This is a genomic window from Marinobacter sp. (genome assembly GCF_033722195.1).
GTDB lineage: Bacteria > Pseudomonadota > Gammaproteobacteria > Pseudomonadales > Oleiphilaceae > Marinobacter.
Genome location: NZ_JAWVZL010000016.1, coordinates 34,846 through 51,463 on the forward strand (window position 1 = coordinate 34,846; position 16,618 = coordinate 51,463).

The window sequence follows — 16,618 nt, forward strand, 5'->3', positions numbered from 1 at the left end:
GCCAAACCTTCAGCCGGCACCTTCGCCGGACACCACACCGTCCACCGCATCGGGATTGTCATACTGGCTGGGGTGGTAGTTGCTGTAGTCGATCTCCTCGTCCTCACCCCAGACCTTCTCGATGAACTGGTAGCGGCCGGAGTTGAAGGTGTAGACGTTGTAGCGGACCGGATTTTCCTTGTAGTAGTCCTGGTGGTACTCCTCCGCCACGTAGAAGGACTCGAAAGGCTGGATCGGGATCACCACCGGCTGCTGGTAGCGGTCCGACTCGATCAGCGCCTGTCTGGACTCCTCCGCCAGCCGCTTCTGTTCGGCGTTGTGGTAGAAGATGGCCGGGCGGTATTGCTTGCCCCGATCCACGAACTGGCCCTGGTTGTCGGTGGGGTCCATCATGCGCCAGAAGCCCTGCAGCAGGCCCTTGTAGGTAATCTCGTCGGGATCGTAGTAGACCTGCACCGCTTCGGTGTGGCCGGTCCGGCCGGCGGATACCTGGTTATAGGTGGGATCCTTCTCGTCACCACCGCTGTAGCCGGACACCGCCTCCTTCACACCGGGGATCTTCTCGAAACCCGCCTCCACGCACCAGAAGCAGCCACCGGCAAAGGTGGCCACCGCCAGTGACGGATCGTCGGGGGCATATTTGCCGTTGTCGGCATTGTCAGCCGCCTGTGCCTGCCAGCCGGCCAGACCCGCCAGCAGCGCCAGCGCGGCCCAAGTCAGATGTCTTGTCATCATCACCATCACCTCCGTTGTTGGGCCCCGGCCGGATGTTTACCAGTCGCCCTGATGTTTGTCATGACTGAGTGTGGCGCGAAAGGTTCACGTCCAGGTCTGTAAACGCTTACGAAACGACAGCGACGGGGGGATCAATCGGGAACCAGCCCTGACCAGCCGGCCAACGGCAGCGGCAGGGTATGGACCCCAAGCGAGCATCACGGCCGCAGAGCTTGCCGTCGGCCCACCCCGGCATTATGTTGAGGTAAGGGCCCGGAGCATGGCCCTGTCCACCATTCACAGAAGGAGACGGTGATATGACCTTACTCGCCAGATTCCGCCCCGCAGTGGTTCTGGTCCTGCTGTTCGCCACCGCGACGTTGGCCAGGGCCGAAGCCCTCACCGAGCTGCAGATCGAGAGCTTCATTGCCAGCCTCAAGGAACTGCATACGCTGGAGGCCGATTTCGAGGCCGCCGCACCGGAGGTGGAGAACGGCGATCCCGCCAGCCTCCCCAGAATGGACACGCTGATTTCAGATTCCATCGCCCGGATGGAAGGGCATGTGCTTTACGACCAGGTGGAGCAGGTGGTCCGGCAGCACGGTTTCGAAGGTGTTGAGCAGTGGAGCCGGATCGGCGACCGCATCCTCAATGCCTTCGTGGCCCGCCAGATGGGCGCCCAGGACAAGGACCTGCGGAAGGAGATGGAGCAGGCCCTGGCCCAGATCGAGAACAACCCCAACCTGACCGCGGCCCAGAAGGAGCAGATGAAGTCCATGATGGGGGGTGCGGTGTCATCGGTGGAGGCCATGGCCAATGCGCCCCAGGAAGACGTTCGCGCCATCGAGCCCTACATGCAGCAGCTCGACCGGACGCTCACCGACGAAGGCAGCCAGTAAACCGCTCCTGCCCGCCCTCAGGCTTTCGGCATGAACACCGGCACGCCGTCCATGTCCAGGGTCTGCAGGGCCTGGCCGTAGAGCCGCTCCAGGGCCTCGGGCACCAGCATCTGGCCGGCCTCGCCCCAGCAGGCATCGCCGTTGGGGTAAAGCAGTAGCAGATGGTCACACCAGCGGGCCGCCAGGTTGAGATCGTGCAGGCACATCACCACGGTACGGCCCCGCCGTGCCCGCTCCGCCAGTAGCGCCATCACTTCCACCTGGTGGTGCAGGTCCAGGTGGTTGGTGGGCTCGTCCACCAGCCAGATCGCCGGATCCTGGGTCAGTAGCGTGGCCAGTGCCACGCGCTGACGCTCTCCGCCGGACAGTGTACTCACCAACCGCGGCTCCAGCGCCTCCAGCCCCAGACTGGCCAAGGCGGCCCGGGCCCGGAGCAGATCGTCCGCGGTTTCCGACTGCCAGGGCGACAGGAACGGGTGACGTCCGATGAGCGCGGTTTCCAGCACGGTGGCGGGGAAGCCGTCGTGGTGGTCCTGGAACAGCAGCCCCAGCTGTTGCGCCACCTGGCGCCGCGACAGCGCCCAGAGTGCCTGGCCATCGAGCCGGATCCTGCCGCTACGGGGCGCCCGCAAACCCGCCAGGGTGTGCATCAGGGTGGACTTGCCGGCACCGTTTGGACCCAGGATTCCCCACACCTGGCCCGGCGCCAGGCTCAGGTCCAGGCCGTAGCCATCACCGCGGCCGGGAATATCGATCACCAGTGTGTCTGTGGTTAGCGTGGTCATCATCGGCTCCGGTAGAGCAACAGCAGGAACACCGGCACCCCCAGCAGGGCGGTGATCACCCCCACCGGCAACTGCTCCGGGGCAATCAGGGTACGGGCAAGCACGTCGGCGAGTACCAGCAGGGCACCGCCGGCCAGGGCGCAGGCCGGCAGGATCAGGCGCTGGTCGTTGCCCAGCACCAGCCTGAGCAGGTGGGGCACCACCAGTCCCACAAAACCGATGCTGCCGGCGGTGGTGACCGCCACCGCGGTTACCAGGCTGGCCAGAAGGTAGATCAGCCATTCCAGGGGCCGTACCGACACCCCCAGGGCCGCAGCCTGGAGCGAGCCCCGGGCCAGCACGTTGAGGCTTCGACCCAGCGGCACCAGCAGCACGCAGAGTGCCAGCAGGATGAGCAGCGGCACTACCGGGCTGCCGGCGTAGGTGAGGTCCCCCATCAGCCAGTAGAGCATGCCGGGCAGGCGTTCCGAGGGGCTGATGGCCAGCATCAGGGTAATCACCGCACCCCAGCCGGCGGCCACGACAACCCCGGTGAGCAGCAGGCGGGTCGGGGTCCAGCTGCCGGTGCCGTGGGCCAGACCGAACACCAGCAGGGTGGACAGCAAGGCGCCGGCAAAGGCGGAGCCGGATACCAGCAAGCCCGCCAGGCCCGCCAGCATGGCCAGCAGGGCACCGACGGCGGCACCGCCGGAGATGCCCAGTACATAGGGGTCGGCCAGGGGATTGCGCAGCAGCACCTGCATCAGGGCGCCGGCCACCGCCAGCAGGCCACCGGTGGCAAAGGCCGCCAGGGCTCTTGGCAGGCGCAGGTCCAGAACCAGTGTCCGGTGCAGGGGGTCGCCACCGCCCTGCAGCACCGCCAGCAGTTCCGGCGCCGCCAGCGGCACACTGCCCACCATGACCGCCAGCGTCACGGCGGCCAGGGCCAGCAGGCCCAGCACCGCCAGCGGTTGGAAAAGTCTTTGCATGGCTGTGCGTTACCCCACCACCCGGATCATTCAAGACCGGCACTTTACCACATTACCGGGTGGCGCCGGTGGCGGCGCTCAGCGCTGATGGACCCCGCTCATGTTGGGCAGTTCGTGGGCGATGCCCTTGTGGCAGTCGATGCAGGTCTGGTCGCCGTCCTCGCCCAGGGCGCTGGCGTGCATCCGGGACGCCCGGTCGCCCTGCAGGGTGAAGTCCATGTACTCGAACTCGTGGCAGTTGCGGCACTCCAGCGAATCATTGGCCTTGAGCCTGGCCCACTCGCGTTCGGCCAGGATGCGCCGCTTCTCCTCGAATTTCTCGCGGGTGTCGATGGTGCCGAAAATCCATCCCCAGACCTCCTTGGAGGCCTCCATCTTGCGGGCGATCTTGTCGGTCCAGTCGTGGGGGACGTGGCAGTCGGAGCAGGTGGCGCGGACCCCGGAGCGGTTGGTGTAGTGGATGGTGGGCTTGAGTTCCTGATAGGGGTTGGCGTACATCTCGTGACAGCTGATGCAGAACTGCTCGGTGTTGGTAGCCTCCATGGCGGTATTGAAGCCGCCCCAGAACAGGATACCAGCGATAAAACCACCCAGGGTGAGAAAGCCCAGGCTGTAGTGGACGCTGGGCCGTCTCAGCAGGGTCCAGTAGTAAGCCAGCGTTCGCCGCAGCCACCTCATTGCGCCTGCCCTCCCTCGCCCATGATGACCTCGTCGGCAGACTTGAACTCATTCTCCACCAGGGCCTCGGTATCGGTCTGGGGCACGTGGCACTGGGTGCAGAAGTAGCGCCCGGGCGTGACCGCAGCCCGGACCTGACCTTCCCGGTCCATGAAGTGGGTGACGCTCACCATGGGGGCACCTACCTGGGGCGCGGCGTTGCGGCTGTGGCAGGACAGACACTGGTTGTAGCGCTTGTCCAGCTGGTAACCCCGAATGCTGTGGGGAATCACCGGCGGCTGCTCCGGCCAACCTCTCACTTTGCGCTCACTGCCCCTGGGCTCGCCGGCGATTTCCGGTGCCGGCCGCGTGTCCGCCAGGGTGCCGCCCGGTCGCAGGCCATCCGGGGCAGGGTCGTTGAGCTCTCCAGCGGTGACGCTGGCAATCTCCTCCTGGGCCGGCACCGGAGCGGCGCCGGCCAGCAGCGCCAGCACCATCATCAAACCGTGGAAACGTTTCATGGCTGCTCTCCTCAGGCCAGGCTGACCAGTTCAAGACGGACGGCGCACTTCTTGAAATCCGTCTGCTTGGAGATGGGGTCGGTGGCGTCCAGGGTGACCTTATTGATCAGCCGGCCGGCGTCGAAGAAGGGCACATAGACCACGCCTCGGGGCATTCGTACCCGGCCCCGGGTCTCCACCCGCAACCGCACCTCGCCCCGGCGGCTGATTACCCGGACCTCGCTGCCCCGGCGCCAGCCCTGGGCCCGGGCATCCTCCATGTTCATATAGACCAGGGCATGGGGCACCGCCTTGTGCAGCTCCGGCACCCGCTGGGTCATGGAACCGGTGTGCCAGTGCTCCAGCACCCGGCCGGTGGACAGCCAGAACGGGAATTCGGCATCCGGCGATTCCGCCGGCGGCTCGTGGGGCAGGGCGAAGATGCGGGCACGGTTGTGGGGGTTGCCGTAGAACTGGAAGCCGGCACCGGCCTCGACATAGGGGTCGGAGCCCTCGCGATAGCGCCAGAGTGTTTCCTCACCGTCCACCACCGGCCAGCGCAGGCCACGCACCTCGTGGTAGCGGTCGAAAGGCGCCAGGTCCTTGCCCTTGCCCAGACCGAACTGGCGGTACTCCTCGAACAGCCCCTTCTGGATATAGAAGCCAAAGGCCTCGGCCTCCGCATTGGGGTAGTCCGGGTCCAGATCGTCGAGGCCGAACTGGTCGACGTTGCCGTTGCGGTAAAGCACCTCGTAGAGGGTCTTGTCACGCAGCTCCGGGGCCTTGCTGAGCTGCTCTTCCGGCCAGACGTCCGCCACCTTGATGCGCTGGGCCAGCGACACCGTCTGCCAGAGGTCGGAACGGGCCTCGCCGGGAGCATTCACCAGTTGGTGCCAGAACTGGGTGCGACGCTCGGCGTTGCCGTAGGCTCCTTCCTTTTCCACCCAGCCGGCGGCCGGCAGGATCAGGTCGGCGGCCTGGGCCGAGGCGGTGGGGTAGATGTCGGAAACAATGATGAACGTCTCCGGGTTACGCCAGCCCGGCAGGGTTTCCTGCATCAGGTTGGGACCGGCCTGGATGTTGTTGGTAGCCTGGGTCCAGTAGACCTTGAGAACACCGTCCTTGAGGGCCCGGCTCTGCAGTACGGCGTGGAACCCGGGCTTGTCGGGGATGGTGCCCGTCGGCACTTGCCAGATCTTCTCCGCCTTGTCCCGGTGCTCGGGATTGGTCACCACCATGTCCGCCGGCAGCCGGTGGGCGAAGGTGCCCACTTCCCTCGCGGTACCGCAGGCCGAGGGCTGGCCGGTAAGGGAGAAGGGGCTGTTGCCGGGGGTGGCGATCTTGCCGGTGAGCAGGTGCAGGTTGTAGATCAGATTGTTCACCCAGACCCCGCGGGTGTGCTGGTTCACCCCCATGGTCCAGAAGGTCATCACGCGCTTGTCCGGATCGGCGTAGAGCCTGGCCAGCTCCTCCAGCCGGCGCTCGGGAATGCCGGATTCCTCCGACGCCCGCGCCAGGGTGTAGGGTTTGACGTACTCAACGAACTCCTCGTAGGACATGTCGGTCCAGCTGTTGGCACTGTCGGCGTTCTCGGCCCGTTGTTCGCGGGGGTCCTCCGGGCGCAGGCCATAGCCGATGTCGGTGGCACCGCGGTGGAAGCTGACGTGCTGGCGCACGAAGTCCTCGTTCACCGCGCCGGTCTGGATGATGTGGTTGGCGATGTAGTTGAGGATGGGGATGTCGGCGTGAGGGGTCATGGTGAGCTTCATGTCCGCCAGGTCGTAGCTGCGGTGCTCGAAGGTGGACAGTACCGCCACCCGGACGTGCGGGTGCGACAGCCGGCGGTCGGTGACCCGGGTCCAGAGGATGGGGTGCATCTCCGCCATGTTGGAGCCCCAGAGCACGAAGGCGTCGGCGTTCTCGATGTCGTTGTAGACCCCCATGGGTTCGTCGGAGCCGAACGTGCGCATGAACCCGGCCACCGCCGAGGCCATGCAGTGGCGGGCATTGGGGTCGATGTTGTTGCTGCGGAAGCCGGCCTTGAACAGCTTGCTGGCGGCGTAGCCCTCCCACACGGTCCACTGGCCGGAGCCGAACATGCCGACACTCTCCGGCCCATGGTCCCGGATGGACTGGGTGAACTTCTCGGCCATGATGTCCAGGGCCTCGTCCCAGCTCACCGGCTCGAATTCGCCGTCCTTGTGGTATTGGCCGTCACGCTTGCGCAGCAGCGGCTGGGTCAGGCGGTCGCCGCCGTAGAGGATCTTGGAGAGGAAATAGCCCTTGACGCAGTTCAGGCCCCGGTTGACCTCGGACTGGGTGTCGCCATGGGTGGCAACGATGCGGTTGTCCCGGGTCGCCACCATGACGCTGCAGCCGGTACCGCAGAAGCGGCAGGGGGCCTTGCTCCACTTCAGCTTGGTAAGCTCCTCGTTGGTGATCAGGTTGGCGGCGGCCGAAGGCAAGGACAGCCCCGCGGCACTGGCGGCCACAGCGGCGGCGTTGGCCTTGGCGAATTCACGACGGGTCATGTTCATGGCAGTGTCCTTGTTGTTATCGGTTGATCGGTCGAAAGGCCGTCAGGCGGCGGGCGCGCCGGCGCTGCCCGTCAGCACCTGGTCGCCTTCCATCGCGGTCATGCTCTCGTGGTAGATGAGCACACAGTTGACCACGCCGGGCTGGCCGGCCAGCTGTTCCAGGGCGTCGGTGATGCCGTCCGGCCGGGAACGCTCCACCACCAGTACCAGCTTGCCCTCGGGACTGGCGGCGTGGACCTCGATGTCACGGTGGGCAGCCAGGTAATCCATCAACCCTTGGCTGGCGTCCGGGCGCACGTGGACCAGCAGGCTGGCGATGTGGCATTGCTCAGGCATGGCGTTTCTCCAGGTGGATGGCGTTGTTGGGACAGACGGCGACACAGGCACCGCAGCCGGTGCAGGCGTCGGGGTCGATGTCGGGCTGGGGCACCCGGGCCAGGGCAGGCCGGAACCGGATGGCACGGGTGTCGCAGGCGTCCTGGCAGCTCTGGCAATGGATGTTGTTACTGGCCAGGCAGTCGCTGCCGATGGCGGCAAACCAGGGAAACGCCGGACGCGCCAGGTCGAATACATCGGCCTGGCAGGCCTGTGCGCACTCACCGCAGAGAGTGCAGCCGTCCTGGTCAAAGCGGATTTCCGGAAAACCGCCGTCACCGCGATGAAGAATCTGCTCGGGGCAGGCGGCGACGCAGTCATCGCACCGGCTGCACCGGTCGGTAAGGTTGTCGCCGGTCCAGGGCGGGCGCCGGACCGGGCGGGCGTGGGAGGCGCCCCGCAGCAGGGTGCGTCTGGAAAGGGCCGTGGTCATGTCAGACACCTCAGCCCGGCGGGCCGGGGGGACCGAGGAACAGCTGCGACATCCAGACGATAAAGCCATAACCGCCAACTACGGCCACAGCGAGAATGGGGAACAGGAAAACGATCAGGAAAATGAACAGCCGCCGCTCGTCCCGTTTGCGCTCTGTTGCAGAGAGGTTCTGAGGATCATCCATAAGCCACCCCGGGTTTGCATCTTCTATAACCCTAGCAGAGAAGACCCACGCTTCAATTGACATGGGTCACTTTGGAAACAGACAGGTGGTGTACCCCGGACCCGATGAATGGGCTACGGGAAGCTACGCGGCCGGAGGGCCGGGCTCAGGCGAGGAACTCGGCGCGGTGGTGCCGGTCGGACTTGAAGACCCCGCCCAGGGCGGTGGTCTCGGTGTTGGAGGCCACGTCCATGACGCCGCGGGCCTTGACGCAGTAATGGGTGGCGTGGATCTGCACCGCCACGTCCTCCACTTCCAGCAGGGTCTGAAGCGCCACCAGGATCTGATGGGTCAGGCGCTCCTGGACCTGGGGCCGCTGGGCAAAAAAGCGCACGATGCGGTTGATCTTGGACAGGCCGATGACCTTCCGGCCCGGCAGGTAAGCCACCTTGGCGACGCCGTCGATGGTGACGAAATGGTGCTCGCAGGTGCTGACTACCGAGATGTCGCGGATCTTGACCATCTCGTCCACACCCATCTTGTTTTCGATCTGGGTGATCTTGGGGAAGCGTTCGTAATCCAGCCCCGAGAACACCTCGTCCACGTACATCCGGGCGATCCGCTCCGGCGTGCCGCTCAGGCTGTCGTCGTTCAGGTCCAGGCCAAGGGTGGCCACTACCTGGGACATGAGGTCGGTGATCCGCGCCACTTTCTGGTCCCGACCGAGAACGTTCTCGTGCATCGGGGTTTCCAGACCGCGTTCGGCGAGGGCTGCCTGGACGGCAAGAGCATCGGGACTGGGCATGGGTTTCTCACTTCTGGATGGCTCAGACCCCAGTCAATACGTCAACGAATGCCTTCCCGGATGACAGTTCCGGGTCAACAGTACGCCACGTCAAAGACCGGGTCGGACATTATCCACACCCGGACGGCTTTTGGCACCCTCGGATCCACCTCGCCCGCCGGCTCTGAAAACCGTCACGACCTTGGGCTATACTCTGCGCCCGATTCTGCAACAGGTTGGCAAGCGCCGTGGATGAGATTCATCAACCCATACCCCAGACCCGGCAGCCGCTGATCCAGCGGACCCTGTCGGAGTGGCGCACGCTGGCGCTGCTGGGCGGGCCCATCCTGGTGGCCCAGGTGGCGCAGATGGCCAACGGCGTGATCGACACCGTGATGGCCGGCCATGCCAGCGCCGAGGACCTGGCGGCGGTGGGCATCGGCAGCAGCCTGTGGATGCCGGTCTTCCTGCTGTTCATGGGCACGCTGGGCGCGCTGCAGCCGATCATCTCCGGCTACCGTGGCGGCCGTGAATTTGACCGCATCATGCCTGCCACCTGGCAGGGTCTCTACATCGCGGCGGCGGCCTCAGTGCTGATGATCCTGATTCTGGTGAACGTCCGGCCGGTGCTGGATCTGCTGCGGCTGGAAAGCGAAACCGCCGACATTACCCAGGGCTACCTGGATGCCTTTGCCTGGGGGGTTCCCGCCATGTTGCTGATGGCGGCCCTGCGGGGGCTGACCGATGGCCTGGGCCATACCAAGGTGATCATGGCGTTTTCCCTGCTCAGCACCCTGTTCAACCTGCCGCTGAACTACATTTTCATCTACGGCAAGCTGGGCCTGCCGGCCATGGGCGGCATCGGCTGCGGCTGGGCTACTACCGCCTCCAACGGCATTGCGGCTGTCGCCCTGCTGGTCTACCTCAACCGCAGCGCCGCCTACCGCCGCTTTCACCTGCTGGCGGAGCGGGTAAGGCCCGACCTGGAAAGCATCAGGGCCATACTGCGGCTGGGACTGCCGATCGGCTTCACCATTTTTGTGGAAGCCAGCATGTTCTGCGTGATCGCACTGTTCCTGGCGCCGCTGGGTCCGGTGGTGGTGGCGGGTCACCAGATCGCCCTCAACGTGGTGTCGCTGCTGTTCATGCTGCCGCTGAGTCTGGGTATGGCGCTGACCCTGCGGATCAGCTTTCTGATGGGGGCGCGGACACCGGCCACCGCCGCGCTGCTGTCCCGCAGTTCACTGATCCTTGCGGCGGCGCTGGCGGCGGTGTTCGCCACCGCCCTGTTCGTGTTCACCGACGGCGTGGCGCGGCTCTACACCAGTGACCCGGCGGTGCAGGCAGTGACCGTATCGCTGCTGGTATACGCGGCGCTGTTCCAGGTTGCCGATGTTATCCAGGTGACCTGCATCAGCGCGCTCCGTGGTTACAAGGACACCCGCATCCCCATGATGATCATGCTGTTCTCTTTCTGGGGACTGAGCCTGCCGCTGGGTTACCTGCTGACCTTCACCGACTGGCTGGTGCCGGCGATGGGAGCGGCGGGTTTCTGGATCGGGCTGACCGGCGGCCTGATCTCCGCCAGCCTGATGCTGGGCAGCCGGCTGTGGCTGTTTACCCGGGCAGCCGGTGGGGACAGGGTCTAGACCGCTTCGGCCAGCGCCTCGCTGCCGGCCACGCAGATCCGGTCGCGCCCGCTTTCCTTGGCCTCATAAAGGGCCTCATCGGCCCGGGCCAGCCACTGGTCGGCGGTTTCGCCCGGTTTCAGCAGGGCCAGGCCGTAAGAGGCGGTCACCGGCCCGCCGGGGCAGCGAAGTTCCCGGCGCAGGGCCTTGTGAAGGTTGGCCATCACCACCCGCATGTCGGCGTCCTCGACACCGGGCAGCAGCAGCACGAATTCCTCGCCGCCAAAACGGAACAACTGGTCGGACTGGCGGGTGTTGCAGCGGATGATCTCGGCGCAATTGATCAGCACCTCGTCGCCGATACCGTGGCCATGGACGTCATTGACCCGTTTGAAATGATCCAGGTCCACCAGCGCCAGGGCGAAGGACAGGCCGTTGCGCTCCCGAGTCGCCACCGCCGCTTTCAGTTCCTGTTCCATGGCCCGGCGGTTCTTGACGCCGGTGAGCGGGTCAAGGGTGGCAAGCTGCTCCAGGCGGTGGCGCTGGCTTTCATTACGAAGGGCGAAAATGTAGGCACAGGCGCTGACCACCAGCGCCGTGGTGATGAAAGACAGCATGTGCTCGGCGGACTGGAAGGCAATGCCGAAGCTCACCAGCACCATCAGGGCTCCGCCATTGATGATCATGGCCACCCGCGGCGAGGTCAGGAAGAAACTGGTGATGAACGGCGGGTAAAGCCAGAACAGGCCGGTGTTGCCCAGCACCGAAGCCACCGCAACGCCGCCACCGCAGGCGACCAGCGCCAGCACGAAACCGCTGCGGCGGGTATCGCCGGTGACCCAGGCGTATACCATGGCAGTACAGATACCCAGCAGGATGAGCGTGTCCACCAGGCCGGCCATGACGTTGCCATCGATAAACCGGAAGATCGCAAACGGGGTGATCCCCAGAATGGCGCAGACTCCCATCAGAGTAATGATGGAAAGCCGGAAATTGTGACGCAGGCGGTACAGCATCGCCGATCTCTTCCTCAAACGGATCCGTGTCGGACGGGGAGTCATCCAAGAGCATAGCCCCCGGCTCAGGGAAGAATAGCCTAAGGCGTCACAAAGCGGAGGATTTTTTACAGCTTTTTGCACCATCCCGGAGCATGGCCCGGGCACCCGGAATTGCGGTATCGTGCTGCTGACGCCCGCAACCCCGCCGGCGAACCTACAACAACCACAGGACCACCGCCATGAGCCAGTCCCCCTTTGAATTTCGTCTTCGGGTCCGCTACGGGGAATGCGACGCCCAGGGCGTGGTGTTCAATGCCCGCTACGGCGACTACGTGGATATCGCCGTCAACGAGTACATCCGCACCCTGTTCGGCGACTACCAGAACCTGCTGGACCAGGATATGGACATCCAGGTGGTCAGTCTCACCATCAACTGGCGCTCGCCGGCCCGCTTCGACGATGTCCTGCGTGCCACCATCCAGCCCGGCAGGCTCGGCAATACCTCCTTTGCCCTGGACCTGGCGTTTTTCCGCTATGGCACTGATGAAAAGGTCGCCGATGCCGCCATTACCTATGTGTTGATCCAGCCTTCCACCGGCACCAAACGGCCGCTGCCGGACAGCATCCGGGACACCCTGGCGGCAGGCGCGCCGGGGGTTCTGATCAGCCACGCCGGCGAAACGCCCTGAACCGGGATGGCCTTTGCCGACAGTGCAATTGGCATATCCCTGAGCTATCTTTAGCACAATGCGAATGTCGTCTTTCCCGAAGGTTCAAGCGTGACCAAGCATGTCCGTGTAGCGCCCGGCGCCCTCATCGTGGGCAAGCCCCTGCCCTGGACCGTCTATGACGCCGAGGGTCAGGTCCTGCTGCGCCAGGGTTATGTGATCCAGAGTGACATGCAGCTTGAGCAGCTGTTCGAGCGGGGCCTGTTCCAGCCCAGGGAAATGGAGCTCCGGGCGGAACCGGAGATCGTCCAGGATGTGCGGGCCCGCAATCCGTTCACCGACTACCCCGGCCTGCTGGCGGCCTTGGAAACCACCCTGCGGTCCATTTCGCAGCGGGACCCCTCTGCCCGCAAGCGGCTGGCGGGCCTGGCCCGGCTGATCGATCGTATCTGCCTGGAGGCCCCGGACCCGTGCCTGGCGCTGGTGCACCTGTACGCCGTGGAACCGACAGCGGCCGAGCAGACCCTGTTCTACGCCATCATCTGCCACTTCACCGCCTGCCAGCTTGCCCTGGCCGAGGACAAGCGACTGGTGCTGATCGGTGCCGCACTGACCGCCAACCTGGCCCTGCAGCCGTTTCTGGACAAACTCAACAACTCGCGGCGCCGGCTGACCGATGATCAGCGGCTGGTGATCCGCAAACACCCATTGCTGAGCGTCAAAGCACTGGAAGAGGCGGGCGTCGAGAATGCCCACATACTCAAGATCATTGAGCAGCATCATGAGACTCCGGACGGTACCGGCTACCCTGCCGGGCTTTCGGATGACCAGATTGTGCTGGAGGCCCGCATCCTGGCGCTGGCGGAGCGCTACACCGCCCTGATCACCCGCCGCGCCTACCGGGAGCGCTACAGCGTGGAGCAGGCCATGCGCAGCATCCATGAGGCCTTTCATGACCAGCCCCGGCCGGAGATCTACAAGGCCCTGCTGGCGGCACTGACGCCCTTCCCGCCCGGCTGCCTGGTGCGGCTGGCCAACAACGAGGTGGCGGTGGTGACCCACCGGCCGACGCGCATGGGGGACCATACCGCCCAGGCCATCGTCGGCCCCACCGGCAACCGATACATGGGCGGTTTCAAACGGGACTGCAGCATACTGGAGTTCAACATCCGCGCGGTGGAAGATGTGGACGTGCTGCCCTCCATGGACTTCGGCCTGCTCTGGGGCTTCGGCTGAGCCGCCTTCCCCGGCACCGCACCTTGAAATAGCCCTTTCCCGGCGCAACCCTTACCTGAGTTCCGGTTCCTTCGCGAACCGGGCATCGCCAGAGTGATACAGCCACAGCGGCCAACGTATCTTGGTTCAGTTGCGGCATTGCCAGACCCGGGCAAGCCTCTACCAAGCCAGACACTGTAAGGAGCGCGCAATGAAGATTCTGATGGTTCTCACCTCCCACGCCGAGATGGGCGATACTGGTCACAAGACCGGTTTCTGGCTGGAGGAGTTCGCCGCCCCTTATTACGTCTTCAAGGACGCCGGTGCCGAGGTTCTCCTGGCCTCACCCGCCGGTGGCCAGCCCCCGGTGGACCCCAACAGCGAAGCGGAGGACGCCCAGACCGACAGCACCCGCCGCTTCCAGCAGGACGACCAGGCCCGGAAGGCCCTGGCCCAGACCCGCAAGCTCACCGAGGTGCCCATCGACGCCTACGACGCGGTCTTCTTCCCCGGCGGCCACGGTCCGCTCTGGGACCTGGCGGAGGACCCGGCCACGGTCGCCCTGATCGAGGATGCGGTCAACAAGGACAAAGTGGTGGCGGCGGTCTGCCATGCCCCCGCCGTGTTCAGACATCCGAAGGACGGCACCGGCGCGCCGCTGGTGAGTGGCCGCCAGGTTACCGGCTTCAGCAACAGCGAAGAGGAAGCGGTGGGCCTCACCAAGGTGGTGCCCTTCCTGGTGGAGGACATGCTCAAGAACAACGGCGGCCTCTACTCCAGGGCTGATGACTGGGCCGAGCACGTGGTGGTGGACGGCAGGCTGATCACCGGCCAGAATCCGGCCTCGTCCGAGGCCACCGCCGAAGCGGTCCTGGACGCCCTCAAACACTGAACCGCCGGAGGCCCGCCTCAACCCATGGACGCCATAGCAGTTACCGACAACGGCCTTCGCTGGCAACCCCACCCGGACCTGCCGGCACCGGAAGCGGACGAAGTCCGGATCCGGGTCGCCTGGGCCGGTATGAACCGGGCCGACCTGATGCAGCGGGACGGCCATTACCCGCCACCCCCGGGAGCCAGCGACATCCTCGGCCTGGAGGTCAGCGGTACCGTGGCGGCGGTGGGGGACAACGTCACCCATCTCAGAACCGGCGACCCGGTCTGCGCCCTGCTCACCGGCGGCGGTTACGCCTCCGAGGTGGTGGTCCCGGCGGCCCAGGTGCTGCCGGTGCCGCCAGGGCTGGACCTCAAGCAGGCCGCAGCCTTGCCGGAGGTGTTTGCCACCGCCTGGCTCAACCTCTACATGGAGGCGGCACTGCAACCCGGTGAACGCATCCTGCTGCACGCCGCCGCCAGTGGCGTTGGCACCGCGGTGCTGCAGCTGGCCCGGGCCATGGGCAATCCGGTGTTCGCCACCGCCGGCAGCGCCGACAAACTGGCGCTGTGCCGGGAGCTGGGCGCCGATGCCACCTGGAACCGCCACCAGGGCAGCTTCGTGGATGCGGTGAAGGCCTGGGGAGGCGCCGACATGGTGCTGGAGCCGGTGGGCGGCGACTACATCGGCGACGACCAGAAAATCCTCAAGCCGGGCGGGCGCATCCTGCTGATCGGCCTGATGGGTGGGCGCATGGCCCAGCTGGACCTGGGCCTGATGCTGATGAAACGCCAGCGCCTGATCGGCTCCACCCTGCGGGCCCAGCCGGTACGGACCAAGGGCGAGATCATGGACGCTCTCTACGAAAGCGTCTGGCCCCTGCTCAGCGCCGGCGACATCCGCCCCGTCATCGACCGCACCTGGCCCATCGTGGAAGCGGACGAGGCCATGGCCTACCTGCAGAGCAACACCAGCGCCGGCAAGGTGCTGCTGTCGGTGCCCTAAGTCGGCTGCGCCTGGGCGTCGGCCCATCCGGCCACTGGTCTCGGTCGTACAATGATCACACCGATCCGGGAGAGCCAGTTTGGATACCCTCTACTACGACAGCCAATGCCCGCTCTGCCGCCGGGAGATCGCCACCCTGACCCGGCTGCAGACCGGCGGCCTGGCATTCGCCGATATCCATCGGCTGGATGACGCCGCTGAGCATCCCAGCCGGGAGCAGCTGCTGCGCCGGCTGCACCTGAAAGCCGATGACGGCCGCTGGCTGGTGGGCCTGCCCGCCAATGTCCGGGCCTGGTCCCATACCCGTCTGGGCTGGCTGTTCCGACCCCTGCTGTGGCCCGGCATCCACGCCCTGGCCAGAATCATTTACGAGCGCTGGGCCGACCGCCGTTTCGAACGTCGCTATGGCTGCGCCAGCTGCGCCGGAGATCGGACGTGAGGCGGCTTCCCGACGGTTACGGTCTTCGCCTTGGTCTGCTTGCCCTGGTCCTGGCGCTGGTGGCCGGCTGCAGCTCCAACCGCATGGCCTACCGCTACGCCGACTGGGGCCTGGTGTGGTGGGTGGAGGATTACGTCACCCTCACCGACGCCCAACGCAGCCAACTGGAAGCCGATTTCCAGGCCTTCCGGCAATGGCACTGCAGTACCGAACTGCCCCGCTACAGCCAGTGGCTGGCCGACCTGGAGCAGGACCTGGCGGAAGGCCGGATATCCGAACCCCAGATCCGCCAGCGCCAGCAACAGCTGTTCACCGCCGTCGAGCGCCTGCTGGTGCGGGCCACGCCCCTGGCCGCCAACCTGCTGGCGGACCTGAGCCCCGCCCAGGTTGAAGAGCTGGAAGCCAGGATGGCGGCGGATCAACAGGAGAAAGAACAGGAATACCTGAGCCCGGACCCGGGCGTTGCTGTGGAAAGCCGGGAAAACCGGACCCGGGAGCGGGCGGAGCGCTGGCTGGGGGATCTCAATGCCGAGCAGCGGCGGATCATTGCCGACTGGAACCGGGCCCGCGGCAACCAGACCGGGATCTGGCTGGAGGGCCGCCAGCGCTGGCAGGCAGCGTTGCTGGAAACCCTGGAACTGCGGCCGGGAGAAGCCTTCCGGACCCGCCTGGCAACCCTGATCCAGGACAGCGCCAGCGTCCGGGGAGAAGGCTACCAGGCCATGATGGCGGACAGCCGGGAAGCGCTGGCCAGTCTGGTCAGCGATTTGCTGAGCGCCGCCGACGCCAGCCAGATCCAGCACCTGACGCAGCAACTGGCGGATCTGCGGCGCGACTTTGAGGCCCTCAGCTGTACCGCCGAGGGCTGAGCCGCCTTGAACCCGGACCCTCTACGTGCAAAGCCGATGCCTGGATGCTCTAGACCTGCAAACCCAGGGCCCGGCCGTGATGATCCAGGTGTTCGTCGATGAACGAG

Annotated in this window: 18 protein-coding genes and 1 pseudogene; 8 read left to right on the plus strand and 11 right to left on the minus strand. The window is 65.7% G+C overall.

From position 1 onward, the window contains the following. Positions 1-54: 54 nt before the first annotated feature. Positions 55-732, minus strand: a pseudogene (msrA, locus tag R3280_RS04990) (peptide-methionine (S)-S-oxide reductase MsrA); the annotation flags it as partial. A gap of 299 nt (positions 733-1,031) precedes the next feature. Here msrA and R3280_RS04995 point away from each other — a divergent pair. Continuing rightward, positions 1,032-1,613, plus strand: a complete 582-nt coding sequence (locus tag R3280_RS04995; RefSeq protein WP_318997480.1) for a hypothetical protein — start codon at positions 1,032-1,034, stop codon at positions 1,611-1,613. A 17-nt stretch (positions 1,614-1,630) separates the two neighbouring features. Here the strand turns inward: R3280_RS04995 and R3280_RS05000 are convergent, their stop codons facing one another. The 9 genes from R3280_RS05000 to folE all read right to left on the minus strand — a co-directional run bounded on the left by R3280_RS05000 (position 1,631) and on the right by folE (position 8,836). Further along, complete coding sequence (locus tag R3280_RS05000; protein WP_318997481.1) at positions 1,631-2,398, minus strand: ABC transporter ATP-binding protein; 768 nt, start codon at positions 2,396-2,398, stop codon at positions 1,631-1,633. Beyond that, complete coding sequence (locus tag R3280_RS05005) at positions 2,398-3,366, minus strand: iron ABC transporter permease (RefSeq protein ID WP_318997482.1); 969 nt, start codon at positions 3,364-3,366, stop codon at positions 2,398-2,400. Before R3280_RS05005 ends, R3280_RS05000 begins: the two co-directional genes overlap by 1 nt. Before the next feature lie 78 nt (positions 3,367-3,444). Next, positions 3,445-4,044 (minus strand): cytochrome c3 family protein, encoded by a 600-nt coding sequence (locus R3280_RS05010; RefSeq protein WP_318997483.1) that lies wholly within the window; start codon positions 4,042-4,044, stop codon positions 3,445-3,447. Then, on the minus strand, positions 4,041-4,544 hold the full coding sequence (locus R3280_RS05015; RefSeq protein WP_318997484.1) for a nitrate reductase cytochrome c-type subunit: 504 nt from the start codon (positions 4,542-4,544) through the stop codon (positions 4,041-4,043). Before R3280_RS05015 ends, R3280_RS05010 begins: the two co-directional genes overlap by 4 nt. Before the next feature lie 11 nt (positions 4,545-4,555). Beyond that, positions 4,556-7,060, minus strand: coding sequence for a periplasmic nitrate reductase subunit alpha (napA, locus tag R3280_RS05020; protein ID WP_318997485.1), 2,505 nt, complete (start codon positions 7,058-7,060; stop codon positions 4,556-4,558). Between the two features lie 42 nt (positions 7,061-7,102). Next, on the minus strand, positions 7,103-7,396 hold the full coding sequence (locus R3280_RS05025) for a chaperone NapD (RefSeq protein ID WP_318997486.1): 294 nt from the start codon (positions 7,394-7,396) through the stop codon (positions 7,103-7,105). Next, a complete protein-coding gene (gene napF, locus R3280_RS05030) occupies positions 7,389-7,868 on the minus strand; it encodes a ferredoxin-type protein NapF (protein ID WP_318997487.1) in 480 nt (159 codons plus the stop codon). Before napF ends, R3280_RS05025 begins: the two co-directional genes overlap by 8 nt. Before the next feature lie 10 nt (positions 7,869-7,878). Then, the gene (gene napE, locus R3280_RS05035; RefSeq protein ID WP_318997498.1) at positions 7,879-8,052 is read right to left on the minus strand and encodes a periplasmic nitrate reductase, NapE protein; all 174 of its coding nucleotides are present in this window, start codon (positions 8,050-8,052) and stop codon (positions 7,879-7,881) included. Positions 8,053-8,197: 145 nt separating this feature from the next. Continuing rightward, positions 8,198-8,836 (minus strand): GTP cyclohydrolase I FolE, encoded by a 639-nt coding sequence (gene folE, locus R3280_RS05040; protein ID WP_318997488.1) that lies wholly within the window; start codon positions 8,834-8,836, stop codon positions 8,198-8,200. Positions 8,837-9,063: 227 nt separating this feature from the next. Here folE and R3280_RS05045 point away from each other — a divergent pair, with 227 nt between their 5' ends. Beyond that, complete coding sequence (locus tag R3280_RS05045) at positions 9,064-10,464, plus strand: MATE family efflux transporter (RefSeq protein ID WP_318997489.1); 1,401 nt, start codon at positions 9,064-9,066, stop codon at positions 10,462-10,464. On the opposite strand, the gene R3280_RS05050 is transcribed toward R3280_RS05045, so the two are convergent. Next, the gene (locus tag R3280_RS05050; RefSeq protein WP_318997490.1) at positions 10,461-11,459 is read right to left on the minus strand and encodes a GGDEF domain-containing protein; all 999 of its coding nucleotides are present in this window, start codon (positions 11,457-11,459) and stop codon (positions 10,461-10,463) included. The genes R3280_RS05045 and R3280_RS05050 overlap by 4 nt on opposite strands. A gap of 221 nt (positions 11,460-11,680) precedes the next feature. Here R3280_RS05050 and R3280_RS05055 point away from each other — a divergent pair, with 221 nt between their 5' ends. The 6 genes from R3280_RS05055 to R3280_RS05080 all read left to right on the plus strand — a co-directional run bounded on the left by R3280_RS05055 (position 11,681) and on the right by R3280_RS05080 (position 16,511). Next, positions 11,681-12,130, plus strand: a complete 450-nt coding sequence (locus R3280_RS05055; RefSeq protein WP_318997491.1) for a thioesterase family protein — start codon at positions 11,681-11,683, stop codon at positions 12,128-12,130. Positions 12,131-12,220: 90 nt separating this feature from the next. Beyond that, entirely contained in the window at positions 12,221-13,345 is a 1,125-nt protein-coding gene (locus R3280_RS05060) for an HD-GYP domain-containing protein (RefSeq protein ID WP_318997492.1), read from the plus strand. A gap of 190 nt (positions 13,346-13,535) precedes the next feature. Further along, positions 13,536-14,216, plus strand: a complete 681-nt coding sequence (locus tag R3280_RS05065; RefSeq protein ID WP_318997493.1) for a type 1 glutamine amidotransferase domain-containing protein — start codon at positions 13,536-13,538, stop codon at positions 14,214-14,216. 24 nt (positions 14,217-14,240) lie between these two features. After that, positions 14,241-15,203, plus strand: coding sequence for an NAD(P)H-quinone oxidoreductase (locus R3280_RS05070; protein ID WP_318997494.1), 963 nt, complete (start codon positions 14,241-14,243; stop codon positions 15,201-15,203). Between the two features lie 79 nt (positions 15,204-15,282). Further along, entirely contained in the window at positions 15,283-15,642 is a 360-nt protein-coding gene (locus R3280_RS05075) for a DUF393 domain-containing protein (RefSeq protein ID WP_318997495.1), read from the plus strand. Next, the gene (locus R3280_RS05080) at positions 15,639-16,511 is read left to right on the plus strand and encodes a DUF6279 family lipoprotein (RefSeq protein WP_318997496.1); all 873 of its coding nucleotides are present in this window, start codon (positions 15,639-15,641) and stop codon (positions 16,509-16,511) included. Before R3280_RS05075 ends, R3280_RS05080 begins: the two co-directional genes overlap by 4 nt. The last annotated feature ends 107 nt before the right edge of the window (positions 16,512-16,618 follow it).